General features: G+C 74.5%; 26 protein-coding genes and 2 tRNA genes. 14 read left to right on the top strand and 14 right to left on the bottom strand.

The annotated features are described in order from the left end of the window. Positions 1-152 precede the first annotated feature (152 nt). The gene (locus EAH89_RS11085; protein ID WP_140882932.1) at positions 153-530 is read right to left on the bottom strand and encodes a response regulator; all 378 of its coding nucleotides are present in this window, start codon (positions 528-530) and stop codon (positions 153-155) included. A gap of 300 nt (positions 531-830) precedes the next feature. Here EAH89_RS11085 and EAH89_RS11080 point away from each other — a divergent pair, with 300 nt between their 5' ends. Next, positions 831-1,586, top strand: a complete 756-nt coding sequence (locus tag EAH89_RS11080) for a sulfite exporter TauE/SafE family protein (RefSeq protein ID WP_194152320.1) — start codon at positions 831-833, stop codon at positions 1,584-1,586. Between the two features lie 12 nt (positions 1,587-1,598). Here EAH89_RS11080 and EAH89_RS11075 read toward each other — a convergent pair. After that, a tRNA-Arg gene (locus tag EAH89_RS11075) sits at positions 1,599-1,675 on the bottom strand. Positions 1,676-1,772: 97 nt separating this feature from the next. Between EAH89_RS11075 and EAH89_RS11070 the strand changes: the two genes are divergently transcribed. After that, complete coding sequence (locus EAH89_RS11070) at positions 1,773-2,723, top strand: alpha/beta hydrolase fold domain-containing protein (protein WP_140882930.1); 951 nt, start codon at positions 1,773-1,775, stop codon at positions 2,721-2,723. A 10-nt stretch (positions 2,724-2,733) separates the two neighbouring features. Here the strand turns inward: EAH89_RS11070 and pip are convergent, their stop codons facing one another. After that, a complete protein-coding gene (gene pip, locus EAH89_RS11065; RefSeq protein WP_140882928.1) occupies positions 2,734-3,708 on the bottom strand; it encodes a prolyl aminopeptidase in 975 nt (324 codons plus the stop codon). Positions 3,709-3,827: 119 nt separating this feature from the next. On the opposite strand from pip, the gene EAH89_RS11060 reads away from it, so the two are divergent. The 4 genes from EAH89_RS11060 to EAH89_RS31185 all read left to right on the top strand — a co-directional run bounded on the left by EAH89_RS11060 (position 3,828) and on the right by EAH89_RS31185 (position 7,237). Next, positions 3,828-4,625, top strand: a complete 798-nt coding sequence (locus EAH89_RS11060) for a hypothetical protein (protein ID WP_194152319.1) — start codon at positions 3,828-3,830, stop codon at positions 4,623-4,625. 77 nt (positions 4,626-4,702) lie between these two features. Then, positions 4,703-5,665, top strand: coding sequence for a metal ABC transporter solute-binding protein, Zn/Mn family (locus tag EAH89_RS11055; protein ID WP_140882926.1), 963 nt, complete (start codon positions 4,703-4,705; stop codon positions 5,663-5,665). Beyond that, complete coding sequence (locus EAH89_RS11050; RefSeq protein ID WP_140882924.1) at positions 5,665-6,882, top strand: hypothetical protein; 1,218 nt, start codon at positions 5,665-5,667, stop codon at positions 6,880-6,882. The genes EAH89_RS11055 and EAH89_RS11050 overlap by 1 nt, the downstream gene beginning before the upstream one ends. Positions 6,883-7,069: 187 nt before the next feature. Then, positions 7,070-7,237: a hypothetical protein gene (locus EAH89_RS31185; RefSeq protein ID WP_161993548.1), complete on the top strand. Its 168-nt coding sequence runs from the start codon at positions 7,070-7,072 to the stop codon at positions 7,235-7,237. A 7-nt stretch (positions 7,238-7,244) separates the two neighbouring features. Here the strand turns inward: EAH89_RS31185 and EAH89_RS11045 are convergent, their stop codons facing one another. Further along, positions 7,245-8,285 carry an amino acid ABC transporter substrate-binding protein gene (locus tag EAH89_RS11045; RefSeq protein WP_140882922.1) on the bottom strand — a complete coding sequence of 347 codons (1,041 nt, stop codon included), beginning with the start codon at positions 8,283-8,285 and terminating at the stop codon, positions 7,245-7,247. An 89-nt stretch (positions 8,286-8,374) separates the two neighbouring features. Beyond that, positions 8,375-9,577, bottom strand: coding sequence for a pyridoxal phosphate-dependent aminotransferase (locus EAH89_RS11040; protein WP_140882920.1), 1,203 nt, complete (start codon positions 9,575-9,577; stop codon positions 8,375-8,377). 97 nt (positions 9,578-9,674) lie between these two features. Between EAH89_RS11040 and EAH89_RS11035 the strand changes: the two genes are divergently transcribed. The 4 genes from EAH89_RS11035 to EAH89_RS11020 all read left to right on the top strand — a co-directional run bounded on the left by EAH89_RS11035 (position 9,675) and on the right by EAH89_RS11020 (position 12,556). After that, positions 9,675-10,037, top strand: coding sequence for a DUF423 domain-containing protein (locus tag EAH89_RS11035; RefSeq protein WP_140882917.1), 363 nt, complete (start codon positions 9,675-9,677; stop codon positions 10,035-10,037). 3 nt (positions 10,038-10,040) lie between these two features. Further along, complete coding sequence (locus EAH89_RS11030; protein ID WP_140882915.1) at positions 10,041-10,979, top strand: SAM-dependent methyltransferase; 939 nt, start codon at positions 10,041-10,043, stop codon at positions 10,977-10,979. A 98-nt stretch (positions 10,980-11,077) separates the two neighbouring features. Next, positions 11,078-11,551: an EF-hand domain-containing protein gene (locus tag EAH89_RS11025; protein WP_140882913.1), complete on the top strand. Its 474-nt coding sequence runs from the start codon at positions 11,078-11,080 to the stop codon at positions 11,549-11,551. A gap of 90 nt (positions 11,552-11,641) precedes the next feature. Next, positions 11,642-12,556, top strand: a complete 915-nt coding sequence (locus tag EAH89_RS11020; protein WP_140882912.1) for an NAD(P)-dependent oxidoreductase — start codon at positions 11,642-11,644, stop codon at positions 12,554-12,556. A gap of 13 nt (positions 12,557-12,569) precedes the next feature. Here the strand turns inward: EAH89_RS11020 and EAH89_RS11015 are convergent, their stop codons facing one another. Both EAH89_RS11015 and EAH89_RS11010 read right to left on the bottom strand, forming a co-directional pair. After that, a complete protein-coding gene (locus tag EAH89_RS11015) occupies positions 12,570-12,953 on the bottom strand; it encodes a thioredoxin family protein (protein ID WP_140882911.1) in 384 nt (127 codons plus the stop codon). A 46-nt stretch (positions 12,954-12,999) separates the two neighbouring features. Further along, positions 13,000-13,893 (bottom strand): YihY/virulence factor BrkB family protein, encoded by an 894-nt coding sequence (locus EAH89_RS11010; RefSeq protein WP_140882909.1) that lies wholly within the window; start codon positions 13,891-13,893, stop codon positions 13,000-13,002. Between the two features lie 186 nt (positions 13,894-14,079). Here EAH89_RS11010 and EAH89_RS11005 point away from each other — a divergent pair, with 186 nt between their 5' ends. Together EAH89_RS11005 and EAH89_RS11000 are read left to right on the top strand one after the other, a co-directional pair. Beyond that, positions 14,080-14,613, top strand: coding sequence for a hypothetical protein (locus tag EAH89_RS11005; protein WP_140882907.1), 534 nt, complete (start codon positions 14,080-14,082; stop codon positions 14,611-14,613). Then, positions 14,613-15,605 (top strand): tripartite tricarboxylate transporter substrate binding protein, encoded by a 993-nt coding sequence (locus tag EAH89_RS11000; RefSeq protein ID WP_140882905.1) that lies wholly within the window; start codon positions 14,613-14,615, stop codon positions 15,603-15,605. The genes EAH89_RS11005 and EAH89_RS11000 overlap by 1 nt, the downstream gene beginning before the upstream one ends. 3 nt (positions 15,606-15,608) lie before the next feature. Here the strand turns inward: EAH89_RS11000 and EAH89_RS10995 are convergent, their stop codons facing one another. The 3 genes from EAH89_RS10995 to EAH89_RS10985 form a co-directional block, all read right to left on the bottom strand. After that, positions 15,609-17,216 (bottom strand): bifunctional 3-(3-hydroxy-phenyl)propionate/3-hydroxycinnamic acid hydroxylase, encoded by a 1,608-nt coding sequence (locus tag EAH89_RS10995; RefSeq protein WP_140882903.1) that lies wholly within the window; start codon positions 17,214-17,216, stop codon positions 15,609-15,611. 13 nt (positions 17,217-17,229) lie between these two features. After that, positions 17,230-18,060, bottom strand: a complete 831-nt coding sequence (locus tag EAH89_RS10990; RefSeq protein ID WP_140882901.1) for a VOC family protein — start codon at positions 18,058-18,060, stop codon at positions 17,230-17,232. Positions 18,061-18,147: 87 nt separating this feature from the next. Next, the gene (locus EAH89_RS10985; RefSeq protein WP_140882899.1) at positions 18,148-18,954 is read right to left on the bottom strand and encodes an IclR family transcriptional regulator; all 807 of its coding nucleotides are present in this window, start codon (positions 18,952-18,954) and stop codon (positions 18,148-18,150) included. A gap of 196 nt (positions 18,955-19,150) precedes the next feature. Here EAH89_RS10985 and EAH89_RS10980 point away from each other — a divergent pair, with 196 nt between their 5' ends. After that, positions 19,151-20,854 (top strand): PAS domain-containing protein, encoded by a 1,704-nt coding sequence (locus EAH89_RS10980; RefSeq protein ID WP_206667512.1) that lies wholly within the window; start codon positions 19,151-19,153, stop codon positions 20,852-20,854. A 7-nt stretch (positions 20,855-20,861) separates the two neighbouring features. On the opposite strand, the gene uvrB is transcribed toward EAH89_RS10980, so the two are convergent. Next, complete coding sequence (gene uvrB / locus EAH89_RS10975; protein WP_140882897.1) at positions 20,862-23,099, bottom strand: excinuclease ABC subunit UvrB; 2,238 nt, start codon at positions 23,097-23,099, stop codon at positions 20,862-20,864. Positions 23,100-23,225: 126 nt separating this feature from the next. Between uvrB and EAH89_RS10970 the strand changes: the two genes are divergently transcribed. Next, positions 23,226-23,300: transfer RNA gene (locus EAH89_RS10970), tRNA-Thr, on the top strand. An 80-nt stretch (positions 23,301-23,380) separates the two neighbouring features. On the opposite strand, the gene EAH89_RS10965 is transcribed toward EAH89_RS10970, so the two are convergent. From EAH89_RS10965 to EAH89_RS33765, 3 genes are all read right to left on the bottom strand, one after another. After that, positions 23,381-23,647 carry a hypothetical protein gene (locus EAH89_RS10965; RefSeq protein WP_140882895.1) on the bottom strand — a complete coding sequence of 89 codons (267 nt, stop codon included), beginning with the start codon at positions 23,645-23,647 and terminating at the stop codon, positions 23,381-23,383. A 123-nt stretch (positions 23,648-23,770) separates the two neighbouring features. Further along, positions 23,771-24,532: a 2-keto-4-pentenoate hydratase gene (locus EAH89_RS10960; RefSeq protein ID WP_140882893.1), complete on the bottom strand. Its 762-nt coding sequence runs from the start codon at positions 24,530-24,532 to the stop codon at positions 23,771-23,773. Beyond that, a complete protein-coding gene (locus tag EAH89_RS33765) occupies positions 24,532-25,245 on the bottom strand; it encodes a TrmH family RNA methyltransferase (RefSeq protein ID WP_140883091.1) in 714 nt (237 codons plus the stop codon). Before EAH89_RS33765 ends, EAH89_RS10960 begins: the two co-directional genes overlap by 1 nt. Between the last annotated feature and the right edge of the window lie 145 nt (positions 25,246-25,390).

The following is a 25,390-nucleotide window of genomic DNA, read 5'->3' as shown; positions in this document are numbered from 1 at the left end:
GGCAACCCGCCGCCGGCGTCGCGAAGCAACAATCCGCAACTTCTCCCGGAAGTGCATCCGACGTGCCAAGCGCGCGAAGCGAGCAATCACATGGCGCTGCCGACCGCCTCCCCCCGCCGTTCGCCCGCGGCGTAAAGAACGCCGACAGGATCTTACGGCGCCGCGCCGCCCGGCCAGACCCCCAGCTCGGCGAGCAGCTCGAAGAGCGCCAGGCGGCTGAAAGGCTTCTCGAGGAAGCGCTCGTTCTCCCCCAGCCCGCGCCCGGCCGGGGGCCGCGCGTGGCCGCTGTAGTAGAGCGCCCGCAGCCCCGGCCGCGCGCGGCGCGCCTCGTCGACCACCGCGAAGCCGTCCATCCCGCGCCCGAGGTCGATGTCCGACAGGATGACCTGGCAGGGCGCGCCGGAGCGGAGATAGGCGAGCGCGGCCTCGGCGGTCCCGCAGACCTGGACCGTGAAGCCGCGGAGCTCCAGCGCCGCCTGGACGAGGTCGAGGACCTCGGGGTGGTCCTCCAGCAAGAGAACGTCGCACATGGTGAGGCCTCCCGGGGCGGGCGGGGCGCCGGCGCCGGGGCTCGCCGCGCCCGGGGAGAGCCGCCGGCCTCGCTGGTGCCGCCCGGCCCGCCCCGCGCGCTTACTCCGGTCCCCGCCGCGCGGCCAGCCCGCCCGGGCGGAGTGCCGTTCATTCCTGGGCGCCGCGGACGGGCGCGGCCGGCCCGGTTTCCCGCCGCGGGCTCCGGGCGCTAGGGTCGCCGCCCGGCGAGCCCTCGCGCGGGGCGGCCCCGCGCGGGACCGGCGCGGGGGCCGTCCGCCCCTCCCTGCCAAGGCCCTCGGATGACCCTTGAAACAGCTCTCGTCATGCTGGCGGCCGGCTTCTTCGCGGGAACGCTCAACGCCGCGGCGGGCGGCGGCTCCTTCGTCAGCATTCCCGCCATGATCTTCGTCGGCCTTCCGTCGGTCACCGCGAACGCCTCGAGCACCGTCGCCCTCGTGCCGGGCACGCTGGCCAGCGCCTGGGCCTGGCGGCACGACTTCCAGACCCTGCACGGCATCCGCCTCCCGGTGCTTCTGCTCATCAGCCTCGCCGGCGGGCTGGCCGGCGCGCTGCTGCTGCTCGCGACCACCCAGCGCGCCTTCGACGGGGCGCTGCCCTGGCTGCTCCTGGTCGGCACCCTCGCCTTCGCCTTCGGACGTCCCCTCGGCGCGGCGCTGCGCCAGCGGGTGCGGATCGGGCGCGGGGCGGTGCTCGCCGCGCAGGTCGTGCTCTCGGTCTACGCCGGCTACTTCGGCGGCGGGGTCGGCATCATGATGATGGCGACCTGGGGCCTGCTCGGCGATATCGACATCAAGGCCATGAGCGCGCTGCGCACCGTCCTCGTCAGCGTCGCCAACCTCGTGGCCGTCGCCTGCTTCGTCGTCGCGGGGTCGGTCCACTGGCCGGAGACGCTGGTGATGCTCGTCTCGGCGATCGTCGGCGGCTACGCCGGCGCGCGGCTCGCCCGGCGGGTGCCGGACCGCGTGCTGCGCGGCTTCGTCATCCTGTTCAGCGCGGTGATGACGGCGGTGTTCTTCTGGCGCGCCTGGCGGTAGGGGCAGGGGCGATGGTGTCCCCGGCGGGATTCGAACCCACGGCCCCGGGATTAGGAATCCCGTGCTCTATCCTGCTGAGCTACGGAGACACGCGCCCTCATCCTAGCGCCGCGTCCGCCCCCCGGAAAGGCCCGCTCCCTCGCCCGGCCCCTTGAACGGCGGCCGGAACCGGCCCTCACTTCGCCCATGCCGCACGACCCCCGCCTCGACCCCCAGATGGCCGCCTTCGCCGAGATGATGGCCACGCGCGCCGCCGCCTTCCCGCCGGCGCGGCTGGAGCGCCCGCTCGATACCTCACGCGCCGCCAACGACGCGCTGAACCTCACCCTGGCCAACCCCGAGCCCCGCATGGCCGAGAGCGCGGACCGCTGGCTGCCCGTCCGCGGCCGGCGCCTCCTCTGCCGGCTGCACCGGCCGACGACGGACGGGCCGCTGGCGGTCCTCATCCATCTCCACGGCGGCGGGTGGGTCTGGAACAGCATCGACACGCACGACGCCCTCGCGCGGAACCTCGCCGCCGGCTCCGGCCTCGCGGTCCTCGCCCCCGACTACGCGCTGAGCCCCGAGGCCGCCTTCCCGCAGGCGCTGGAGGAGGTCGCGGCCGTCACGCGCTGGGTCGCGTCGCACGGGGCGGAATGGGGGCTCGATCCCGGCCGGATCGTGCTCGGGGGCGATTCCGCGGGGGCCAACCTCGCCCTCGGCGCCGCGCTGCTGCTCCGCCAGTCCGACCCCGGGCTCCGGTTGCGCGGCCTCCTGCTCGAGTACGGCGTCTTCGACGACCGGATGGCAACCCCGAGCTACGCCGCCTTCGCCGAGGGCTACGGCCTGACGGCGGAGCGGATGCGCTTCTATTGGGACTGCTACGCCCCGAATCCCGCCGACCGCCTCTCCCCCTTCGCCGCGCCGCTCCGGGCCGACCTGCGGGGCCTGCCGCCCTGCCTGATACAGGTGGCCGAGCTCGACGTGCTGGCGGACGAGAACCGGGCCATGGCGCGCGCCCTGCGCGAGGCCGGCGTGGCCGTGGAGGAGGAGGTCTTCCCCGGCCTGCTCCACGGCTTCCTGCGGGCCATCGACCACGTCGCCGCGGCCCGGCGCGCGGCCGAGGCCGGCGCGGCCTGGCTCGCCCGCGTCGTGTGAGGGAGCGCCGCTAGCGGCGCCGGAAGCGCTCCACCGCCGAGACGAGCGCCGTCCGCACCCCCGGCTCCAGCGCCGAGTGCCCGGCGTCCGGCACGACCGTCAGCCGGGCCATCGGCCAGGCCTCCGCCAGCTCGAAGGCGGAGGTGGGCGGGCAGACCATGTCGTAGCGGCCCTGCACGATCTCGGCGCCGACATGGGCCAGCCGGTGCATGCCCGCCAGCAACCCCTCCGGCGGCAAGAAGAGGTTGTGCGCGAAGTAGTGCGCCTCGATCCGGGCGAGGCCGAGGGCGGAGCGGTCCTGCGCGAAGGAGGCGACGGTCTCCGGGCTGGGCAGGAGGGTGCTGCACAGACCCTCGTAGTTGCTCCAGGCGCGCGCGGCCGCCATGTGCACGGCGGGCTCGGGGTCGGTCAGCCGGCGGAGATAGGCGCCCAGCAGGTCGCCGCGCTCGGCCGGGGGGACGTGCTCGGCGAAGGAGGCCCAGGCGTCGGGGAAGACGCGCTTCAGCCCGTAGAGGAACCACTCCACCTCGTCGTCCCGCCCGAGGAAGACCCCGCGCAGCACGCAGCCCGCCACCCGCTCCGGGTGCGCCTGGGCGTAGGCCAGCGCGAGGGTGGAGCCCCAGGACCCCCCGAAGAGCAGCCAGCGGTCGATCCCGAGGAAGCGCCGCAGCGTCTCGATGTCCTGCACGAGGTGCGGCGTCGTGTTCTCCCGCAGCTCACCGAGCGGGCGGGAGCGGCCGGCGCCGCGCTGGTCGAAGATCACGACGCGCCAGTGCAGCGGGTCGAAGAAGCGGCGGTGGACCGCCCCAGCCCCAGCCCCCGGGCCGCCGTGCAGGAACAGCACGGGCTGCCCGCGCGGGTTCCCCACCTGCTCCCAGTACATGACGTGCGAGGGCCCGCCGGGCGTGCCATGGCCGGAATGGGAGAGCGGCAGGAGGCCGGTCTCGTAGGGCGCAATGTCGGGGAAGAGGTCGCCGCGCGGCATGGCGCCCTCTTTGCCAGGGCCGGTGGCCTCCGCGCAACAGGCCGGCCGCGCCCCCCGCCGCGAATTCCGGGCAACGCCGCCCCTTCGCTTGAGCGCCCGATGCCACTAACTAGAGGGCGATGAACCGTCCCACCCCCGGCCCGTTCCACGCGGCGCGCAACGGCCCCCAGCCCGGGCCCCGCGGTGGCACGCGCGCGGCCGAGGTTCGCTGCGCCGTCTGCGGCACCGCCAGCCGGCAGACGCGCTTCCGCGCCATGCCGCCCGAGAGCGCGCCGGACCTGGACCTCCGCCCGGGCGAGCCGCTCCGCAGCACCATGGCCGCCTGGCTGCAGCAGTGCCCCCATTGCGGCTACGTCGCGCCCGAGATCGCCCACGCCCACCCCGCCGCGATCGAGGCGGTGGGCACCGCGCCCTTCCGCGCGCTGATCGCCGACACCACCCACCCGCCGCTCTCCCGCCGCTTCCTCGCCTACGCCTACGTGCTGGAGGAGACGGGCGCGCTGCACGCGGCGGCCGAGGCCACCCTCCAGGCCGCCTGGGCCGCGGACGACGCGCGCAAGCCCGACCTCGCCCGCGCCTGGCGGGGGGAGGCGGTGGCCCTCTGGCGCGCCGGCCCGCCGCTCGACGCCGAGCAGACAATACGCGTCGTCGACGCCCTCCGCCGCGCCGAGGCCTTCGACGACGCCCGCGCCACCGCCGACCAGCTCGCCGCCACCCACCCGCCGGATGCCGTGGCGGGGGTGGCCGCGCTCGAGCAGCGGCTGATCGGCCTCGAGGATTCCGGCCGCCACACGGTCGCCAGCGCCCTGCCGCCGCCCTCGCGCCGGCCGCACGCGAGCCACGGCAGCATCGCGCGCCGCAGCACGGGCCCCGGGCTCTGGGAGCGCCTGCGCCGCCTCTGGCGGAAGGACCGCTAGCCGCCATCGCGCGGGGCTTGCCCCTCCCTCCTGGGCCGGGCTACGTTATGTTATAACGTAATTCGGAAGCCTCCGCGATGCGCCGCCGCGCCCTCCTCGCCGCTGCCCTCTCCACTCCCGCCCTGCGCGGCGCGCAGGCCCAGGCCCAGGCCCAGGCTACCACCCTACCGGCCACGGCGACCTTCACCATCCTGGCCGACTTCCTCCGCGAGGTGGCCGGCCGACGGCCGCTGGCCCTCGCCACCCTCGTCGGCACGGACGCCGACGCGCACGACTTCCAGCCCCGCCCCTCCGACGCGGAGAAGCTGCGCGGCGCCGCCCTGCTGGTGCGCAACAGCCTCGGCTTCGACGACTGGATCGGCCGCCTGACGGGCGCCGCCGGCTTCGCCGGCACCACGGTCGTCGCGAGCGAGGGCGTCCCGCTCCGCGCCTCGCAGGACGGGCACGCCCACAGCCACGGCGGCGGCGCCGGCCGCCGGCGGCCCCACGCGGTCGAGCCCGCGCGCACGCCGGACCCCCATGCCTGGGGCAGCCCGCGGAACGCGATGGTCTACGCCCGCAACATCGCGGCCGGCCTTTCCGCCGCGGACCCCGCCAACGCCGCCCTCTACGCCCGCAACGCCGAGGCCTACGCCGCCCGCCTCGCGGCGCTAGACGCCGAGGTCCGCGCCGCCTTCGCCCCCATCCCGGAGGAGCGCCGCAAGGTCCTGACCAGCCACGACGCCTTCGGCTACTTCGGCGACGCCTACGGGATCACCTTCCTCTCGCCCCAGGGCATCAACACCCATTCGGAGCCCTCCGCCTCCGACATCGCGGACCTCATCCGGCAGGTCCGCGCCCAGGGCATCACGGCCGTCTTCGTCGAGAACATGGCCAACCCGACGATGATGGACCGCCTGGCGCGCGAGGCCGGGGCGCGGGTCGGCGGGCGCCTCTACTCCGACGCGCTCTCGGCGCCGGGCGGCCCCGCGCCGAGCTACGAGGCGCTGGTCCGGCACAACGCGCGCCTCATCGTCGCGGCGCTGCGGGGGGCGGCCTGATGCGGCGCCTTCCCACGCTTCTCGGCGCGCTCCTCCTGGCGGCGGCGCCCGCGGCCGCCCAGGTCACGGCGCCCGCGCCCCCGCCCGGCCTCAACCTCTACCCCCAGGTGGCGGGGGAGGCGGACCTGCGGCTCTTCTCCCTCTCCACCACCTCCGCGACCGACCGCCGGCAGCGCGGCACGACCCTCTTCGCCCGCGGCGAGATCGCGGCGGGCCTCTTCCTGTCGCGGGAATGGTCGGTGCAGGGCGTCGTCCATATCGAGCCCGTCGGCGAGACCGAGCCGAACGGCGGCACCGCGGCCTTCCGCACCCAGGCCGCCTATCTCGAGGAGCTCCGCCTCGACTGGCGCCCGACGTCGCGGCTCGTCCTCTACGGCGGCAAGTTCTCGGCCCCCTTCGGCCGCGGCCACCACGACTTCCCGGGCCTGCTGCTCGACGTGCGCGCGCACGAGGTCTACCTCATCCGCGAGAGCCTGGGCTTCGGCGGCACCGCGACCGTCGTCTCCGACGCCCGCTTCGGCGAGCACGACGTCTCCGCCGCCGTCTTCGGCTTCGACACGAGCGTCTTGAGCGAGACCGCCCTCACGCGCGAGCGCTGCTGCGAGCGGGATTTCGAGCGCTACGCCCGCAACACCCGCCGCCAGGGCGGGCCCGGCAACACCGGCCAGATGGACAGTTTCGTCGTCGCCCTCGACGGCGACCGGATGCCCTTCCTGCCCAACACCTCCTATCACCTGTCCCTGCTCTCGCGCGGCGCGGGGGTGGACGGCACCAAGCGGGAGACGGGCCTCGCCGCCGGCCTGCGGCACGAGATCACCTGGAGCCGCGACCTCCGCACCCTTCTCTTCGCGGAGTTCGTCCAGTTCCGCGGCGCCGGCGGCAACCCGCGCGAGGCCGGGCCGGAGATCCTGGACGAGCTCGGCGGGGGCACCGGCCGCTTCGAGGACATGACCGTCGGCGAGCGCCGCCGCTTCACCACCGTCGGCGCCCAGACCCGCTCCGGTCCCTGGCGCGCCACCCTCGGCCTGCAGCGGGACGAGCGGAAGCGGAGCGAGAACCCGGTTCCCCGCGCCACCTACGCGGAGGTGTCGGTCGGCCGCGACCTGCCGCTCAAGTTCCGCCTCGACGTCGGCTACCAGCGCAGCGTCGGCGGCGAATCCAAGAACGATCGGCAGGACGCGGTCATCGCCGTGCTCGGCTGGCGCTCGGCGTTCTGAGGGGCGCCCCACTTTCAGGCGGCGCCCGCCGCCCCAGGTGAGGGGAGGCAGCCAGGGGAGTTCTCGCCATGCCGATCGTCGCCTCCTTCGCCCTCTCTCTCACGGGCCTCAGCATCGGGATCCCGCTCGGCACCGCCATCGCCGCCGGCTTCCTCATCGGCCGCCGCGCGCTCGGGGGGATGCGCTGATGTTCCCCAACCCCTTCCGGCCCGGCCGCACCGCGCTGCTCGGGCTTCACGCGGCGGGCGTGGTGGCCACCCACGTGATGGCCGGGGCGGTGCTCGGCGCCCTCGGCGTCGCCGCGGTCGCGGCGATGATCGGCAAGCGCGTGGCCGAGGCGAAGGAGCCCCGCTGAGGGGCGCTCAGCGGATGGGCGGCGCGTAGAGGATCCCGCCCCGGCTCCAGAGGTCGTTCAGCCCGCGGCGGAGCCCGACCGGCGTGTTCGCGCCGACGTGCCGCTCGAAGATCTCGCCGTAGTTCCCGACCGCGCGGATGGCGTTGTAGGCCCAGCGCCGGTCGAGGCTCATCGAGGGGCCGAAGTCCCCGGTGACGCCCAGGAGGCGCCGGATGTCGGGGTTGGGGCTCTCCAGCATCGCCTCCGCGTTGGCGGCGGTGACGCCCAGCTCCTCCGCGAGGATCAGCGCGTGGATCGTCCAGCGCATGGCGTCGTACCATTGCGGGTCGCCCTTCCGCACCGCGGGGGCGAGGGGTTCCTTGCTGATGATGTCCGGCAGGATGACGTGCTCCGCCGGATCGGCGAAGGAACTGCGGAAGCCCGCGAGCTGGCTCGCGTCGAGGGTGTAGCTGTCGCAGCGGCCGGAGGCGTAGGCCTTGCGCGTGTCCTCGTTGCTCTCGAAGACGAGGGGACGGATCGAGAGGCGGTTCGTGCGCGCCCAGTCCGCGAGGTTGAGCTCGTTGGTGGAGCCCGCGGTGACGCAGATGGTGGCGCCGTCGAGCTGGTTCGCCCGCTCCACCCCCGTCGCGCGGCGGACGATGAAGCCCTGGCCGTCGTGGAAGGTGATGGGGCCGAACTGCAGGCCCGACCCGGCCTCGCGCCCCATCGTCCAGGTGAAGGTGCGGGCGACGACGTCGACCTGCCCCGATTGCAGCGAGGGAATGCGCGACTGGCTCGTCAGCACGGTGAAGCGGACCTTCGCGGGGTCGCCCAGCACCGCCGCCGCGATGGCGCGGCAGAAATCGGGGTCCATCCCCCGGTGCTCGCCCCGGCTGTCCGGCACGCCGAAGCCGGGGGAGCCCGGGTTGGCGCCGCAGTCGAGGAAGCCCTTGGCCCGGATGTTCGCGATGGTCGGGCCGGCCGCGACCTGCGCCCGCGCGATTCCTGGCAGCATCGCCGCCGCCAGCGCGGCCCCGAGCCAACCGAGGCGCCTTCCAACGATCGCCATGCCGCCGATCCCCCTCTGCGTCGGTGCCGGGCACTGGAGCGTGCCCCGACGCGTGATCCCGAAATTAGCAAGCCCCAGGCCAGGGCGCCTCAGCGCATGGCCCGGCAGAACTCCCCGATGCGCGCGAGGCCCTCGCGGAGCGTCTCGCGGTCCAGCGCGTAGGAGACGCGCAGGTGCGGGCTCATGCCGTAGGCCGCGCCCTGCACCGTGCCGACCTTCGCCTCCTCCAGCAGGGCCAGGGCGAGCTCCGCGTCGTTCCCGATCGCCCGCCCGCCCCCGCTGGTGCGGCCGATGAGGCCGGAGACGTCGGGGAAGAGGTAGAAGGCGCCCTCCGGCTTGTGGCAGCGGATGCCCGGCGCCTCGTTCAGCATCGCCACCGCGAGGTCGCGGCGCTGGCGGAACTCCTCGGTCCGCTCGGCCACCAGCCCCTGCGGCCCGTCCAGCGCCGCCGCCGCCGCGGCCTGGCTGATGGCCGAGGCGCCGCTGGTGGACTGGCCCTGCATGTTCGCCATGCCCCGGATCAGCGCCCGCGGCCCGCCGCAGTAGCCGATGCGCCAGCCCGTCATCGCGTAGGTCTTGGAGACGCCGTTCACCGTCAGCACCCGCTCGCGCAGCGCGGGCTCCACCTCGGCGATCGTGCAGAAGGCGGCGCCGTCGTAGAGGAGGTGCTCGTACATGTCGTCGGTCAGCACCATCACCCCCGGGTGGCGCAGGATGACGTCGGCGATGGCCCGCATCTCGGCGCGCGAGCAGGCGGCGCCCGTCGGGTTGTTCGGGAAGTTGAGCATCACCCAGCGGGTGCGGGGCGTGATGGCGGCGTCCAGCGCCTCCGGGCGCAGCTTGAAGCCGCCCTCCGCCGGGCAGTCCACCGGCACGGGCACGCCGCCGGCGAGGGTCGCCATGTCGGCGTAGCTGATCCAGAAGGGGCGGGGGATCACCACCTCGTCCCCCGGGTTCAGCGTCGCCATCATGGCGTTGTAGAGGACCTGCTTGCCGCCGTTGCCGACGAGGATCTCGTCGAGCGCGTAGTCGAGCCCGTTCTCGCGGAGGAACTTCCGCCGGATCGCCTCCTTCAGCGCGGGCGTGCCGGCGATGGGCGGGTACTTCGTCTGCCCCTCCAGCGCGGCCCGGTGCGCGGCCTCGATCGCGTGCGGCGGCGTCGGGAAGTCCGGCTGGCCCTGGGAGAGGGAGATCACCCGCTCCCCCGTCGCCGCCAGCTCCCGCGCGCGCTGCGTCATGGTGGCGGAGGCCGAGGGGGCGACCCCGTCCAGGCGGCGGGCGAGCGTGATCATCGGGGAAGGGGGCCTCCGTGGCGAAGGCGCCATAGGATTCCGCGCGCACGCCCGGCGCAACCTCCCAACCGGGCCCCAGGTCTGCTAACCCCGGCCCATGTCGCGCATCCTGATCGCGGTCGGCGCCCTCGCCGGCCTTCTCGCCGTCGCCCTCTCGGCCTGGGCCGCGCACGGCCTCTCGCTGGACCCGGCGCGCACGCGGATGATCGACAACGCGCTGACGCAGCAGGGCTGGCACGCGCTGGCCCTCGTCGCCGCCGGCATCCTGGCGGAGCGCTGGGGCGGCTGGGCGATCCACGGCGCCGGGCTATCCTTCATCCTGGGCATGATCCTCTTCTGCGGCGCCGTCTGGGTCGTGGCCCTGACGGGGCGGAGCCTCGGCGTGGCGCCGGCGGGGGGGATGCTGCTGATGCTCGGCTGGCTCCTCCTCGCCGTCGCCGCCCTCACCCACCGGGCCTGACCCGTGGCCGCGATCCGCGCCGCCTACCTGGCTGCGGAGGGCTTCGAGGCCGAGCTGGCCGAGGACCTCCGCCGCGCCGGCCGCCGGGTCGCGGGCTGGCACGGGCCGCTCGCCCTCTCCCCGGACCCGCCGCCGGAGGGGCCGAACGCCACGCCCTGGTCCCTCGACACCTGGACGGCGCCGGCGGAGATACCCGTGCCCTCCATCAAGTCGGCCGCCAACGCGCTGCGGGCGATCCAGCGCAACTGGGCGCTGCTGGACGTGGCGCATCACCGCCGCGCCGCCCTCATCCGCGACGCGCTGCCGCCGCTGCGGCCCAAGCCGATCGCCTTCCCGCAGCCGCGCCCCACCTCCCATCTCGGCGCCTGGACGCTGCTGGCACCGGACCGGCTGCTGGCCAGCCCGACGAAGACGAGCCCCTTCGTCAACGGCGCCCCGGCCTTCGTCGAGGACCGCGAGGGGCCGCCCAGCCGCGCCTACCTCAAGCTGTGGGAGGCGCTGACCCGGATCGGCCGCTGGCCCTCCCCGGGCGAGGCCTGCCTCGACCTCGGCGCCGTGCCCGGCGGCTGGAGCTGGGCGCTGGCGGAACTGGGCGCGTCGGTCACCGCCGTGGACAAGGCGGAGATGGACCCCCTCGTCGCCGCCCTGCCCAACGTGACCGTGCGGCGGGAGAGCGCCTTCGGCCTCGACCCCTATCCCGTGGACTGGCTGTTCTCGGACATCATCTGCTACCCCGCGCGGCTCCTCGGCCTCGTGCGCCGCTGGATGGAGGCGGGGGCGGCGCGGAACATCGTCGTCACGGTCAAGTTCCAGGCCGAGACCGACCACGAGACCGCCGCCGCCTTCGCGGCCATCCCGGGCGGCGCGCTCTTCCACGGGGCGCACAACAAGCACGAGCTGATGTTCGCCTGGCCCGCGGAAAACCCGCCGCGATCTTCGTGAAGTGTTAGCCATTCCTGTGGCGTATCAATATTTGTACTGCCTTCGCAGGACCGCGCCCGGCGAGTCCGGGTGCGTCACCCCAGAGAGGGAAGCGTGTCGTGCAGGTCTCAGCGGCCCCTGTCGCGTCGGCGGCGGACATGGCCAGGCAGTTGCGGGAGCGAAGCTTCGCCCGCGCTGACCGAGACGGCAACGGAGGCCTGAGCCTCGCCGAGTTCGCCGCCATCGGCCCTGGCAAGCCCGGCAACCCCGCGGCGGACCCGTCCCAGGTGAAGGCGGCCGCGAGCCTCTCGGCCGCGGTCTTCGCCCGGGTGGACGCGAACGGCGACGGCCTCGTGACCGAGGCGGAGATGGAGGCCATCCAGGCCGCCGGCCCGGCGCCCGCGGTGTCCATCTCGTCGGCCACCATGGCCGCGTTGCTCACCGGCCAGGAGGTGCCGGCCGGGGCAGGGGGCGGCCCGGCGCCCGGCCCCGCCGCCCCGGCGGTCCGGCTCACCCGGGCGCTGGACGAGTACCACCGCGTCGCCGCGGGCGAGGCGCCGGCCCCGGCGTCGGCTTCGGTCCCGGCCGGCTGACGGGCGCGGCGCGGGCAAAAGCCCGCCCCGCCGTTGGAGACCCCGCCGCCAGCCGCTACCATCCCCTCTCTCAAGGGGGGATGACGTCGGATGCGCGCCTGTTTCGTCGATGCCGGGGGCGCCCTGGCGGATGTCATGGAGCGGCTCCGCCGCCCCGGCGACATGCCGGTCACGGTGAACCGCGACCCCGACATCACCCTGGCCGGGCTTCCCGCCGTGCTCGCCGGGCACGAGATCGCCATCATCGACCACACCCATCTGCCGACCGAGGTCGCGAAGGCGATCCCCGGGCTGAAGCACGTCGTCTTCCTCGGCACCGGCGCGCGCAGCTACATGAACCCGGAGGAGCTGCAGGCCGCCTGCGGCATCCAGGTCCACATCATCAAGGGCTACGGCGACACCGCGGTGGCGGAGATGGCCTTCGCCCTCATGTGGGCCGCGGCGAAGGGGCTCGCGGGCATGGACCGCGGCGTCCGCGCGGGCGCCTGGCCGCGCACGGACGGGATCGAGCTCACCCGCAAGACGGTCGGGCTGATCGGCTTCGGCGGCATCGGGGCGGAGATGGCGCGGCTCTGCAACGGCGCGGGGATGCGGGTGCTGGCCTGGAACCGCACGCCGCGGGAGGCGAAGGGGGTGGAGTTCACCGCCCTCGACACCCTCCTCGCCGAGAGCCACGTCGTCTCGCTGCACCTGCTGCTGAACGACGAGACGCGCGGCTTCCTCTCGGCGGACCTCATCGCGAAGATGCGGCCGGGCGCGATCTTCGTGAACACCGCCCGCGGCGCCATCGCCGACGAGGCCGCGCTCGCCCGCGCGGCGGAGGCGGGCGCCATCCGCCTCGCCCTCGACGTCTACGCCGAGGAGCCGCTGCCGGCGGGGCATTTTCTCTCCACGGTGGAGAACGCGACCCTCTCGGCCCACTCGGCCTTCCGCACCCCGGAGGCGAGCGACAACCTCATCGAGGCCTCGCTCGAGCACTGCCGCCGGATCGCGCGGGGGGCGTGAGGGGGCGGAGGCGTCAGGCCGGGGGGCTCTCCGCGCGCTGCGCCTCCACGGCCCGCGCGAAGGCCTCGGCCCCCGGCCAGCCCGTGATGCGGCCCAGGCGCCGCGCGCCCCGGAAGACGAAGAAGGCGGGGACGCCGTGCAGGCCGAAGCGGCTGGCCATGTCGGGGTCGTCGTAGACGTTGGCGTGCAGCCAGCGGACGTCCGGCCAGGCGAAGCGGGACGGCGAGACGAGGATCGCCCGCTTCGCGACGTCGCAGTTCGGGCAGTTCAGGCCCCAGAGGAACAGGAGGGTGAGCGGCGGCGCCAGCGGGTCGGCCAGCGCCGCGTCCAGCGCCTCGCTGCGGACGGCGGCCATGGGGAAGCGGGCGAAGAAGTCGGGAACCGTGCTTTCGGACATGACCGGTCATGTCAGGTGGGCGGCGGCGATCCTCAAGCGGGGCGCGTCAGGGCGCGTCGGCCCCGATCGGCGTGGTGGCGCTGCGCAGCGGCAGCGCCCCGCGCCAGCCGCCCTCCCGCGCGGCCCAGGCGCGGGTGAACTCGGCGCCGAGGAGGAAGACCTGGGCGGAGTAGTAGACCCAGATGAGCACGACCACGAGCGCGCCGGCCGCGCCGTAGCTCTCGGCCATGCCGCTGCCGCCAATGTACCACCCGATGACCGTCTTCCCGAGGGTGAAGAGGAAGGCGGTGATCAGCGCGCCCACCGCGACGTCCCGCCAGGTGAGGGTGCGGTCGGGCAGGATCTTGTAGATCGCCCCGAAGAGCACCGCGACGAGCACGACGCTGACGAGGAAGTTGACGGCCTTCAGCACGATCTCGAGCATCGGCAGGAAGCCGGTGATCCAGCCCCCGAAGGCCGAGAGCACGGCGCTGACGAGAAGGGAGACGAGCAGCAGGAAGCCCGTGGCGCCCACCAGCCCGATCGAGAGGGCCCGCGCCCGCACCAGCGCGCCGACCGAGACGGGCTTCTGCTCGGCCTGCCAGATGACGTTCAGCGCCGCCTGCAGCTCCGCGAAGACGCCCGAGGCCGTGATCAGCAGGATGACCGCGCCGACCAGGGCGGCGACGCCCTTGCTGCCCGCCTCGTGCGAGCTGCCCTTCATCATCGCCTCGATCGCCTGCCCGCCCTGGACGCCGACCAGGCCGGTGAGCTGCCCGGAGACGGCCTCGCTGACCATGTCGCGGCCGAAGAAGAAGCCGGCGATGGCGACCGCGACGACGAGCAGCGGCGCGATGGAGAAAAGGGTGTAGCAGGCGATCGCCGCCCCCCGCGTCATCGCCTCGTGCTCGACGAAGCCCGAGACCGCGTCCTTGATCAGCTTCCAAGCCCTGCCGAACATGCATCCGCCCTGCGCTGGCTGCGCTGCCGCTACAAGGCGGCGCGGGGCGGGGGGTTTCCGGCGGCGGCGGGGCGAGACGCAAGCAGTCCGGGGGTGTGGCCCGGGATCAACCGCCCCGGGGCGACGAGGCCCCTGCCGCGCCGGCCGGGAACCGGCTAGCCTGGCGCCGGAGTTGGGGATCCGATGATGCGTCCAGGTTCACGCGCGATGCTCTGCGCCGCCCTTCTGCTGGGCGGCTCGCTGCCCTTCGCCCATCCCGCCGCGGCCCAGTACGGCGGGATGGGCGGGATAGGCGGCGTGGGCGCCATGAGCAGCATGGGGGCGATGGGCGGCTCGGGGGGCATCGGCGGCCCGGGCGGCATGAGGGGCCCCATGGGCGGCTCCGGGGGCCAGTCCCGGGCGCTCGCGCCGCCGCCGCCGCGCCTCCGGCCGGACACCGGGCCGCGCCTCGACGCCGGGGCGCTGCTCTGCCGCTCGCTCGAGGATCTCCGCCGGCGCGCGGCGCTGCAGGCCAACCCCGCCGCGGCGGCCGGGCCGCGGCCGGACTGCCGGACGGTGCCGAGCTCGGTGCCGATCACCGTGGTGAGCCGGGTCGGGCCGGGCGCGACGCAGGTCCAGCTCGGGACGCCCGGGGCCGAGACCGGCTGGACCGATGCCTGGCTGCCCGACCGCGGCGGGATGGCGCAGGCCCCGGCCTCCGCCACGCGGCGGTCGCCCTGATGGGGATAGCCCGCCCTTCCGGGCGCCGCGTCGTGCTCGCCGCCGCGCTGGCCGCGCCGGCGCTGGCGGCCTCGGCGGCGCGGGCGCAGGAGGCCTGGCCCTCGCGGCCCGTGCGCGTCATCGTGCCCTTCCCGCCGGGGCAGGCGAGCGACACCATCACGCGGCTCCTCGCCGAGGCCCTCTCGGCGCGCTGGCCGCAGCGCGTGGTGGTGGAGAACCGGGCGGGCGGGGCCGGGGCGGTGGGCAGCGAGGCCGGCGCCCGGGCCGCGCCCGACGGGCACACGCTGCTCGTCTTCACGAGCGGCACGCACGGCATCAACCCGAGCGTGATCCGATCCCTGCCCTACGACGCCGAGCGGGACTTCGCCTACGCCACCCTCGTCTTCACCGTGCCGCTGGTGATCGTCGCCCACCCCTCCTTCGCGCCGGGCGACGTGCCGGCGCTGGTCGCGGCCGCGCGGGCCGACCCGGGGGGGATCAACTACGGCAGCGGCGGGCCGGGCACCTCCCAGCACATGTCGGCCGAGCTCTTCGCGAGCCGCGCGGGCGTGCGGCTGACGCACGTGCCCTACCGTGGCAGCGGGCCGGCCATGGCGGACCTGCTGGGCGGGAACATCCCGATCATGTTCGACAGCGTGGCCAGCGCCCTGCCGCATCTCCGCGCGGGGCGGATCAAGGCGATCGGCGTCACCTCGGCCGGGCGCGCCGCGCAACTGCCGGAGGTGCCGGCCATCGCCGAGACCCTGCCCGGCTACGAGGCGATCGGCTGGGCGGGGCTCTGCGCCCCCGCGGGCACGCCGGCGCCGGTGGTCGAGCGCATCAACGCCGACGTCACCGCCCTGCTGCGCGAGCCCGACTTCGCCGCCCGCGTGATCCTCATGGGCGGCAACCCGGCGCCGCAGACCACGGCCGAGGCAGCGGCCTTCGTGCGCGACGAGATCGCGAAGTGGCGTGCCGTCGCGGAGGGGGCGAACGTCCGGCTGGAGGGCTAGCCCTCACGCGGGGACGGCGGGGCTTTCGCAGCCCGCCAGCAGCGCCTCCACGGCCCGCGCGGCGGCGTCGGGATCGGCCAGCGGGAAGCCGGCGGCGACGTAGTGGTCGGGGCGGAGCAGCAGGGCCTGGCCGGCATAGGGCGCCAGCGCCGCGCGGAAGCCGTCGCCGGCCTCGCCGGGCGGTTCCGCCACCGCGCCCGCGGCGGGTGCGGCGCCCGGCGGCAGGACGACCACCCGCGCGGCGTCGAGGCGTTGCCAGACAGGATGCGAGAGGCGGTCCAGGGCGGCCGGGTCATCGCCGCGGGTCAGGAGGGCGAAGCGGTTGCCGAGCACCTCGTCCAGCCGCACCGTCTCCCCGCCGGGCGCGCGCACCCGCGGCTGCGGCAGCAGGCGGCCGATGAGCGAGGCGCGCCCTCGGCCGTCCGGCAGGAGGAAGCCCTCGTGGAAGCGCGGCGGTGGCTTGTAGCGCATCTGGGCGACGTAGTCGCGCGCGGGCGGCCAGATGTTGAGGGCGAGGAAGCCCGCCTGGGTCAGCGCCCCGTGCAGCCAGCTCCGCGGCGCCATGATCCCGCCCATCCGGAGCGCGAGGCGCACCATCTGCCAGATGTGGTCGCGCCGCTCCCGCTCGTAGCTGCTCAGCAGGCCGGGGCCGAGGCGCCCCTCGAGCACGGCCGCGAGCTTCCAGGCGAGGTTCTGGGCGTCGCGGATGCCGCTGTTCATGCCCTGGCCAGCGAAGGGGGGCGTGAGGTGGGCGGCGTCGCCCGCGAGGAAGACGCGGCCGGCGGACCAGCGGGGCGCGACGCGGGCGTGGAAGCGGTAGACGACCTTGCGGCGCAGCGTCGCCCGCGGGTCGGCGCCGTGGGTGCGGAGAAGGCGATCCACCATGGCGGGGTCCAGCAGGTCGGCGTCGGTCTCGCCGGGGAGGAGCTTGAACTCGAAGCGGCGCGTGCGGTCGGGGCCGGGCAGGGTGATGCAGGGGCGGCGGCGGTCGCAGAAGACCTCGGTGTGGCGGGTCGTGTTCTCGTTGTTCTCGAGGTCGAGGATGAGCCAGCGCTCGTCGAAGGTCGTGCCCTCCAGCGCGATGCCGAGGATCTCCCGCACGCGGCTGGAGGCGCCGTCGCAGCCGACGAGGTAGTCGCAGGTGACGCGCCGCCGGGCGCCGTCCGGGCCCTCGAGGGAGAGGGTGACCCCCCGGTCGTCCTGGGCGTGGTCGAGCAGGGTCCAGCCGAAGCGGGTCTCCACGCCGGGGAAGCGAGCCAGCGCGTCGCGGAGCTGCGCCTCCAGCACGGGCTGGCGGAAGGCGTTGCGGCGGGGGTAGCCGTAGGGCTGGCCGGTCGGCTCCACGCGGGCGAAGCGGCGGCGGCGGCGCGTGTAGTAGTGCGAGCCGTAGCCGGGGACGACGCCCGCCAGCACCGCCTCCGCGACGCCGGCGGACTGCATGGTGCGGAGGGATTCGTCGTCGATGGAGACGGCGCGGGGCTCCTGAACGGTCGTCGGGTTGCGCTCCACCAGCAGCACGGCGACGCCGAGCCGGCCGAGCAGGTTCGCCAGCGTCAGCCCGACCGGGCCGGCGCCGATCACCGCGACGGGGTAGTGGGCTGCCTCTGGCATCGTGGCCCCCGGCTCAGCTTCGCAGGATGCCGCGGCCCCAGGCGTTGAGCGTGTGCTCCTCGTGCGGCCAGTCCATCGGCGCGCGGTCGCGCACCACTTCGAGCTCCGCGCTGATCTCGATCCAGTTGCCGTCGGGGTCCTCCAGGAAGGCGAAGAGGTTGTTGCCGGGGCCGTGGCGGCCGGGGCCCCAGAGGAGGGGGATGCGGCGCTCGCCCAGGCGGTCGCACCAGTCCTTGATGAGGGACCAGTCGCCGGCCTCGTAGCTGTGGTGGTCGATGCCCCGGCGGCCGTGGCGGAAGCAGGCGAGGGTGTGGTGCTCGTGGTTGGAGCGCATCCAGCAGGTCTGCACGGCGCCCGTCCCGTCGCGGACGTAGTCGCTTGTCAGGAAGCCGAGCGTGCCGGTGTAGAAGGCCTCGATCGCCCCGGGGTCGAGGGTGGCGAGCGTCAGGTGCTGCAACGGCGCCCGGAGGCCGCGCCGCGGCACCTCGCCCGCGCTCAGCCCGAAGAGGACGAGGTTGCCGTCGGGGTCGCGCAGGCCGAAGGCCTCGGCTCCGAAGAGGGGGCTGGGGGAGGGGAGGAGGGCGGCGCCGCGCGCCGCGGCGCGGGCCCGGATCGCGGCCAGCCCCTCGGCGTCGCGGCAGGCGAAGGCGGCGTAGCCAAGGGCCCGGTCCGGCCCGCTCGCGAAGAGGAGGCGGCGGCCGGGACCCTCGGCCATCCAGCCCTCCCCGGCGGGGCGGGCCGCCATGTCCATCGCGTCGGCGTAGAAGGCGGCGAGGCGCCCGGGATCGGCGCTGAGGAGCTGCAGGTGGTGCAGGTAGGCGCCGGCGGCGACGGCCGTGGACATGCGGGCTTTCCCTCTCGTCGGGGTCAGGATGAGGGCGCGTGCCGCCGCGAGTAAAGCAAAATTCTCACTATTTGCGAAAAACGGTATTTAGGCGGGGATGGCGGGCTCCGCCGTGGCCGGGCTGTCCAGGACCGCCTCGATCCCTCGCGCGGCGGCGGCGAGCGCGGGCGCGAGGCGCGGCACGGCGTCGGCGGCGTCCTCCGGGATGACGTAGCTGAGGCTCCCCAGCACCCGCCGCGTCTCGCCGAGGACCGTGCCGAGGACGGGGACGGCGATGCCGATCCGCCCGGCGTCGAGCTCCGCGTGGCTGACCTGGTGGCCGGCCCGCCGGGTGCGCGCGAGGGCGGTGCGGAAGGCGGGCCAGTCCTCGCCGAGGCCGCTGGCCGCGATCTCCCCGCGATGCGCCTCGAAGAGCCGCCGCAGCTCCCGCGGCGGCAGCCAGGCGAGGATGACCTTCGACGTCGCCCCGCGGAACAGGGGCATGGGCCGGCCGCGCTCGTAGCTGACGGGAGCGCCGAGGCGCCCGAAGGAGGGCCCGACCTCCTGCCCGACTTCCTGGTGGATGCAGAGCACCGTCTCGCCGAAGAGGCGGCAGAGGAGGACGGCGCTGCCGGGCGGCGCGAGGGGGAGGATTCCCTCCATGGCCGGGCGCGCGGCCTGGAGGAGCGGGTCGGTGAGCTGGATCTGGCGGTCGTACTGGGTGAAGGCGGGCCCGAGGACGTAGGCGCCGCCGCCGGCCGGGGTCAGCAGCCCGGCCTCGGTCAGCACGGCGACGTAGCGGTAGGCGCTGCTGGCCGAGACCCCGAGCGCGGCGGCCGCCTGCTCGACCGTCCAGGCCGGGCGGTCGAGCGTGAAGAGCTTCAGGACGCTCGTGGTGCGGTCCGGACCCGCCATCGGGACCTCTCCTGCCGGTGCCGGGCGCGCCACGCCCGCCGTTCCGTGTTCCTTGGCAGGGTGGCGGGGCGGCGCAAAGCCCCCTGGGCGCGGCCGCGCGGCCTTTCATCACGGTTGCGTTTCGTGATCGATCGGCCAATGGCCCTGCCACGTATGTAATCATACGTTACTATTCGTGCCGCCATCAGGACCCCCCGTGAGCCAAGACAACCGCTTCAGCCCGGAGCCGCCGGACGAATCCCCCGAGACCTGTTCCCCTTCCGAATCACCGCCCCTCGTGCCCGCCCGGCCGCAACGGCTGGAGGCGACCGTGTCGCGGCCGGGGCTCGACAGCCGCGGCAGCGTCTTCTTCGCCGCGGTCGAGATGACGCGGATGCCCATGGTGCTCACGGACCCCCGGCAGCCGGACAACCCCATCGTGTTCGCGAACCACGCCTTCCTCGAGCTCACGGGCTACGCGGAGGCGGAGGTCATCGGCCGGAACTGCCGCTTCCTGCAGGGGCCGCGCACGAGCCGCGAGGGGGTGGCGGAGCTCCGACAGGCCATCGAGCAGCACCTCGCGGTCTCCGTCGAGCTGCTCAACTACAAGCGCGACGGCACGCCGTTCTGGAACGCCGTCTATCTCGCGCCGGTGCATGACGGCGAGGGGCGCCTCGTTTACTTCTTCGCCTCGCAGCTCGACGTCACGCGGCGCCGGACCTCGGAGCAGGCCTTCCGGCAGGCGCAGAAGATGGAATCGATCGGGCAGCTCACGGCCGGGCTCGCCCACGACTTCAACAACCTCCTCCTCGTCGCCTCCGGCAACCTCGAGATCCTGCGCTCCAGCCTCGGGGAGAGCGACCTGCAGCGCTACGCCGCGCGCATCGGCAAAGCGCTCGAGCGCGGGACGAAGGTGACGCGCCAGCTCCTCGCCTTCGCCCGCAAGACCCGGCTCGACCCGCGGCCGACCGACCTCTCGACGCTGATCAACGAGTTCGGGGAGATGCTGGAGACGACGGCCGGCAGCCGGGTCGACCTGCAGTTCAACCTGCGCCGCCGCCGTCCCCCGGCGGAGATCGACCCGGTCCATCTCGAGATGGCGCTGCTGAACGTCATCATCAACGCGCGCGACGCCATGCCGGGCGGCGGCACGATCACCATCGCGACCGCCGCGGGCGCGCCGCGCCACGGCTGCCCCGAGGGCCGCTACGTCGTGCTGAGCGTGACGGACGAGGGGACGGGCATGCCGCCCCACGTCCTCGAGCGCGCGACCGAGCCCTTCTTCACCACGAAGGGGGTAGGGGAGGGGACGGGGCTGGGCCTCGCCATGGTGCAGGGCTTCGTCCAGCAGTCGCGCGGCCTGCTCGAGATCGACAGCGAGGAGGGGGCCGGCACGACCATCCGGATGCTCTTCCCCGCCGCCCGCGAGGCGGTGGCGGCGGCCCCGCGCCCGCGCCCGGCGGGCCCCCTGGCGAACCCGGCCGCCACGGGGGAGACGATCCTCGTCGTCGAGGACAACGAGGACATCCTCAACCTCGCCCTCGAGCACCTCGGCATCCTCGGCTACCGGGCCCTCGCCGCCCGCAGCGCCGACGAGGCGCTCGACCTCCTCGACCGCCCGGAGAACGGGCCGGTCGACCTTCTCTTCACGGACATCCTCATGCCCGGGAGCGTGAACGGCTTCGTCCTGGCCGAGCAGGTGCGCAAGCGGCTGCCGGAGGTCGCCGTGCTCTACACCACCGGCTACAACGAGGACCTGCTGGCGGAGGCGCCGCGCAGCGCCTCGATGGACGTGCTCGGCAAGCCCTACCTGCGGGCCGAGCTGGCCGACCGGGTGCGGGCGGCCCTCGACCGGACGGCCCGGCCCGCCCTCGCCCGCCGCACCCGGCCCGGCGCGCCGGGGCCGCGGCACGAGGGCTGAGAGCGCGTCAGGCCGAGCCCGACTTCCGCCGGGGGGCGCCGCGCGAGGCGGTCCGGGTGGAGCGCTTGTCGGGGTCGTAGCCGCCGCCGCCCGGGCCGAGCGGCTTGGGCTTCCAGTCCGCCTTCGAGCGCACCGATCCCTTGACGGGGCCCTTGGCGGGCGCCCGCGCCTCGGTGCCGGAAGGGGGCGGGGCGTCGAGGCCGAGCTCGAGCGCCTCGAGCCGCTTGATCTCGTCGCGCAGGCGAGCCGCTGTCTCGAACTCGAGGTCCGCCGCCGCCGCCCGCATGCGCCGCTCCAGCTCCTGGATGCTGCCGCGGAGGTTGTGGCCGATGAAGTTGGCGGTCGCGTCGTCCTCCACCGCCTCGACCGTGACGTAGTCCTGCTCGTAGACGGATTGTAGCACGTCGGAGATGTCGCGCTTGATCGTCTGCGGCGTGATGCCGTGTTCCTCGTTGTACGCCACCTGCTTCGCCCGGCGGCGGTCGGTCTCCTCGATCGCGCGGCGCATGCTGTCGGTCATGCGGTCGGCGTAGAGGATGACGCGGCCCTCGGCGTTGCGGGCGGCGCGGCCGATGGTCTGGATGAGGGAGGTGGTGGAGCGGAGGAAGCCCTCCTTGTCGGCGTCGAGGATGGCAACCATCCGGCACTCCGGGATGTCCAGCCCCTCGCGCAGAAGGTTGATGCCGACGAGCACGTCGAAGACGCCGCGGCGGAGATCGCGGATGATCTCGATGCGCTCGAGCGTGTCCACGTCGGAGTGGAGGTAGCGGACCTTGATGCCCGTCTCCGTCATGTACTCCGTCAGGTCCTCGGCCATGCGCTTGGTGAGCGTGGTGGCCAGCACGCGGCCGCCCTGGGCGATGACCTCGCGGCACTCCGCCAGCAGGTCGTCCACCTGGCGCTCGACGGGGCGGATCTCGACGGGCGGGTCGATCAGGCCGGTGGGGCGGATGACCTGCTCGGCGAAGGTGCCGCCGGTGCGCTCCATCTCCCAGGGGCCGGGGGTGGCGGAGACGAAGACGGTGGCGGGGCGGAAGCTCTCCCACTCCTCGAACTTGAGGGGGCGGTTGTCGAGGCAGGAGGGGAGGCGGAAGCCGAAGTCGGCGAGCACGGACTTCCGGGCGAAGTCGCCGCGGGCCATGCCGCCGATCTGGGGGACGGTGACGTGGCTCTCGTCCACGATCAGCAGGGCGCCCTCGGGCAGGTACTCGAAGAGGGTGGGCGGCGGCTGGCCGGGGCCGCGGCCGGAGAGGTAGCGGGAGTAGTTCTCGATGCCTTTGCAGACGCCCGTTGTCTCCATCATCTCGATGTCGAAGGTGGTGCGCTGCTCCAGGCGCTGGGCCTCCAGCAGCTTTCCCTCGGCGGTGAGGCGGGCGAGCGTCTCGCGCAGCTCGATCTTGATGTCGCGGATGGCCTGGATGAGCGTCGGGCGCGGGGTGACGTAGTGGCTGTTCGCGTAGATCGCGACCCGCTCCATCTCGCCGGCGACCTCGCCCGTCAGGGGGTCGAACTCGCGCAGCCCGTCCACCTCGTCCCCGAAGAGGGAGATGCGCCAGGCGCGGTCCTCGAGGTGGGAGGGCCAGATGTCCACGGTTTCGCCGCGGACCCGGAAGGTGCCGCGCTGGAAGGCGGCGTCGTTGCGACGGTACTGCAATTCCACGAGGGCCTTCAGCAGCAGCTCGCGCGCGATGTGGCCGCCGAGCTCCAGCTTCACGGTCATGTTGCCGTAGGTCTCGACGGAGCCGATGCCGTAGATGCAGGACACGGAGGCGACGATGATGACGTCGCGCCGCTCGAGCAGGGACTGCGTGGCCGAGTGGCGCATGCGGTCGATCTGCTCGTTGATCTGCGCGTCCTTCTCTATGTACGTGTCCGTCCGCGGAACATAGGCCTCCGGCTGGTAGTAGTCGTAGTAGGAGACGAAGTACTCGACGGCGTTGTCGGGAAAGAACGACTTCATCTCGCCGTAGAGCTGGGCCGCCAGCGTCTTGTTGGGCGCGAGGACGAGGGTGGGGCGCTGCAGCGACTCGATGACCTTCGCCATGGTGAAGGTCTTGCCGGAGCCGGTGACGCCGAGCAGCACCTGGTCCCGATCCCCGCGGTCTTTGAGACCCTCGACGAGGACGGCGATGGCCTGGGGCTGGTCGCCGGCGGGCTCGTAGGGCGAGACGACCTTCAGCGGCTTCCCGCCCGAGGGGTAGGGGCGGCGGATGGGCGCGAAGAGGGCGGGCGGGAGAGTGTCCATGGCCCCTCGAACATAGGGCGTGGGGCCCGATCTTTCAGCAGGGATCGACGGGCGGCGCGGGATGCCGCCGGCAGGAGGCAGCGGGGTCGAGACACCGTCGCGCGGCCTTGCTATAGGGCGGCCGGGGCCGGGTTAGCACAGCGGTAGTGCAGCGGTTTTGTAAACCGAAGGTCGGGGGTTCGATCCCCTCACCCGGCACCATCGGGGGCCGCTGGCTGAACGGCGGGGGCACGCCTGCGTTTTGCAGGGCCCGGTCGGCGGGGTCGGCTTGGCGCGGGCGTTCAGGCGTTGCCCACGGTCGCGAAGCCGTCCTTGTTGGTGGCGCGGACCACCGCGGCGAAGAGGCGGAGCGAGTCCGGCCCGCCCTGGTCGAGCAGCGCGCCCGACTCGATCTCCGCGGCGAGGAGCTCCGCGTGCTCGGCAAGGGTCTCCGCCGCCCGCCGCAGCGCCTCGCGCGAGAGGACAAGCTGAACCTCTTCCGGCAGGTCGTGCCAGGCACCCAGCGTCGCCGACGGGGTGTCGACGGGCAGGGTTGAGGACCGATACATCAAGGTATTCCTTGGCCTGCGCCCTCCTGGCCTGTGTCATGCCCCATCTGGGTGCGTGGATTAGTGTCGCCTGAGAGGGTTAACCGGAGGTGTCCGGGGGGCCGGGAGGGCGTCACGAACCCGTCAGGCGAAACGGGCGGAGACCTCGCCCAGAAGGTCGAAGGACACGCGGACTTCGCAGGGACCGTCGAGCCAGATGGGCGGCGTGACCGAGCCGAGGAAGACCACCTGCCCGGCCCGCAGCCCGCCGAAAAGCCCGGCCAGCGGCGATCCCGCGAGCCAGGCGAGGGCGTCGAGCGGGTGGCCGAGAAGCGCCTCGCCGAGTCCCCGGCCGCGCTCCTCCCCGTCCACCAGCACGCGGCCGAGCGCGCCCGGCAGGTCCAGCCCGGGCCAGCCCGAGGCGGGCGCGCCGGTGACGCCGCCCGCGTGGAAGACCTGGTCGGCGATGAGGCCGGGGGCGCCGACCGCGCGGAAGTCGCCGTAGCGGTTGTCCACCACCTCGATCGCCGCGAAGACGTGCTCCACGGCGCCGGCGACGGAGTCGCGGCTGTGCTCGCCGTGGGAGAGGTCATGGCCGAGGCGAAGGCCGATCTCGCACTCCACGCCCGGGCGGACGTAGTCGGCGAAGCGGAAGCTCCCGACGCGGTCCTGGATGCCCTCGGCCGCGCAGAAGCCGGCGCAGGGATGGGCGAGGCCGAGATAGGCCTGCATGGCCTGCGTGGTCGCGCCGATCTTGAAGCCGGCGGGGGGGACGGCGCCCATGGCCTCGGCCAGCGCGCGCTGAACGGCGTAGCCGGCCGCGACGTCCGCGGGGGCCTCGGCGCCGAGGTCGGGGAAGCCGCGGCGGGCCAGCCGGGCGGCGAGGAGGGCGGCCGCGGCCCCCATCAGGCGCGCGCCAGCTCGTAGAGGGCGACGGCGGCGGCGGCGGCCACGTTGAGGCTCTCGACCTCCGTCGCGATGGGCAGGCGGACCATCTCGTCCACGGTCTCGCGCTGGAGGCGGCGCAGGCCCCCGGCCTCGGCGCCGAGGACGAGGCCGACGCGGCGGTCGGCGGGCTTCGCCTCGGCGAGCGTGCGCTTCGCCTCGCCGGCCAGGCCGAGCACCCAGACGCCCTTGTCCTGCAGGCCGCGGATGGCGCGGGCGAGGTTCACCTCGCGGATCATGGGCACGGTCTCGAGCGCCCCGGAGGCGGCGCGGGCGAGGGCGCCGGTCTCGGGCGGCGCGTGGCGGTCCTGCACGACCACGGCCGCGGCCCCGAAGGCGGCGGCGGAGCGCAGGATGGCGCCGACGTTGCGCGGGTCCGTCACCTGGTCGAGCAGCAGGACAGGGCCGGCGGAGGCGGCAAGGACGTCGTCGAGGGCGAGGCCGGGCAGGGGCTCCACCAGCATCGCCGCGCCCTGGTGCACGGAATCCTCGGGCAGGAAGCTGTGGAAGCGGGTGCGGTCCTCCACCCGCTCGGCGCTCAGCTTGCGCGCGGCGATGGTGCCGGGCGGCAGGCGGGCGGCGAGCGTCGCCTCGGCCTCGGCGGTCAGCAGGAGGCGGCGGAGGCGGCGGCGCGGGTTCAGCAGGGCGGCGGCGACGGCGTGCAGCCCGTGCATCCAGAAGGTGTTGGCGGGCGTGCGCTCCTCGGGCGTCTCGCGGCGCGGGCCCTCGGCGCGGCCGCGGGGGGAGGGCTCGGCGCCCTCGTGCCGGGAATCGTGGCGCGGGGGGCGGGGGCCGCGGGGCGGCTCGGCGTCGGCGCCG

It is taken from the genome of Muricoccus nepalensis (assembly GCF_006438825.1).
GTDB lineage: Bacteria > Pseudomonadota > Alphaproteobacteria > Acetobacterales > Acetobacteraceae > Roseomonas > Roseomonas nepalensis.
The sequence above is the reverse complement of the archived record's forward strand: the minus strand, read 5'-3'. Positions and strand labels throughout refer to the sequence as shown.

What these genes read in the sequence shown, in the direction of transcription:
- EAH89_RS11045 (WP_140882922.1), bottom strand. Translation starts at nt 8,285, where the DNA reads ATGGCGATCGTTGGAAGGCGCCTCGGTTGGCTCGGGGCCGCGCTGGCG.
- EAH89_RS11015 (WP_140882911.1), bottom strand. Translation starts at nt 12,953, where the DNA reads ATGTCCGAAAGCACGGTTCCCGACTTCTTCGCCCGCTTCCCCATGGCC.
- EAH89_RS11040 (WP_140882920.1), bottom strand. Translation starts at nt 9,577, where the DNA reads ATGATCACGCTCGCCCGCCGCCTGGACGGGGTCGCCCCCTCGGCCTCC.
- EAH89_RS11020 (WP_140882912.1), top strand. Translation starts at nt 11,642, where the DNA reads ATGCGCGCCTGTTTCGTCGATGCCGGGGGCGCCCTGGCGGATGTCATG.
- EAH89_RS11000 (WP_140882905.1), top strand. Translation starts at nt 14,613, where the DNA reads ATGGGGATAGCCCGCCCTTCCGGGCGCCGCGTCGTGCTCGCCGCCGCG.
- EAH89_RS11010 (WP_140882909.1), bottom strand. Translation starts at nt 13,893, where the DNA reads ATGTTCGGCAGGGCTTGGAAGCTGATCAAGGACGCGGTCTCGGGCTTC.
- EAH89_RS10995 (WP_140882903.1), bottom strand. Translation starts at nt 17,216, where the DNA reads ATGCCAGAGGCAGCCCACTACCCCGTCGCGGTGATCGGCGCCGGCCCG.
- EAH89_RS11035 (WP_140882917.1), top strand. Translation starts at nt 9,675, where the DNA reads ATGTCGCGCATCCTGATCGCGGTCGGCGCCCTCGCCGGCCTTCTCGCC.
- EAH89_RS11060 (WP_194152319.1), top strand. Translation starts at nt 3,828, where the DNA reads ATGAACCGTCCCACCCCCGGCCCGTTCCACGCGGCGCGCAACGGCCCC.
- EAH89_RS11070 (WP_140882930.1), top strand. Translation starts at nt 1,773, where the DNA reads ATGCCGCACGACCCCCGCCTCGACCCCCAGATGGCCGCCTTCGCCGAG.
- uvrB (WP_140882897.1), bottom strand. Translation starts at nt 23,099, where the DNA reads ATGGACACTCTCCCGCCCGCCCTCTTCGCGCCCATCCGCCGCCCCTAC.
- EAH89_RS10990 (WP_140882901.1), bottom strand. Translation starts at nt 18,060, where the DNA reads ATGTCCACGGCCGTCGCCGCCGGCGCCTACCTGCACCACCTGCAGCTC.
- EAH89_RS33765 (WP_140883091.1), bottom strand. Translation starts at nt 25,245, where the DNA reads ATGCACGGGCTGCACGCCGTCGCCGCCGCCCTGCTGAACCCGCGCCGC.
- pip (WP_140882928.1), bottom strand. Translation starts at nt 3,708, where the DNA reads ATGCCGCGCGGCGACCTCTTCCCCGACATTGCGCCCTACGAGACCGGC.
- EAH89_RS10965 (WP_140882895.1), bottom strand. Translation starts at nt 23,647, where the DNA reads ATGTATCGGTCCTCAACCCTGCCCGTCGACACCCCGTCGGCGACGCTG.
- EAH89_RS11005 (WP_140882907.1), top strand. Translation starts at nt 14,080, where the DNA reads ATGCGTCCAGGTTCACGCGCGATGCTCTGCGCCGCCCTTCTGCTGGGC.
- EAH89_RS10985 (WP_140882899.1), bottom strand. Translation starts at nt 18,954, where the DNA reads ATGGCGGGTCCGGACCGCACCACGAGCGTCCTGAAGCTCTTCACGCTC.
- EAH89_RS11080 (WP_194152320.1), top strand. Translation starts at nt 831, where the DNA reads ATGACCCTTGAAACAGCTCTCGTCATGCTGGCGGCCGGCTTCTTCGCG.
- EAH89_RS10960 (WP_140882893.1), bottom strand. Translation starts at nt 24,532, where the DNA reads ATGGGGGCCGCGGCCGCCCTCCTCGCCGCCCGGCTGGCCCGCCGCGGC.
- EAH89_RS31185 (WP_161993548.1), top strand. Translation starts at nt 7,070, where the DNA reads ATGTTCCCCAACCCCTTCCGGCCCGGCCGCACCGCGCTGCTCGGGCTT.
- EAH89_RS11050 (WP_140882924.1), top strand. Translation starts at nt 5,665, where the DNA reads ATGCGGCGCCTTCCCACGCTTCTCGGCGCGCTCCTCCTGGCGGCGGCG.
- EAH89_RS11085 (WP_140882932.1), bottom strand. Translation starts at nt 530, where the DNA reads ATGTGCGACGTTCTCTTGCTGGAGGACCACCCCGAGGTCCTCGACCTC.
- EAH89_RS11055 (WP_140882926.1), top strand. Translation starts at nt 4,703, where the DNA reads ATGCGCCGCCGCGCCCTCCTCGCCGCTGCCCTCTCCACTCCCGCCCTG.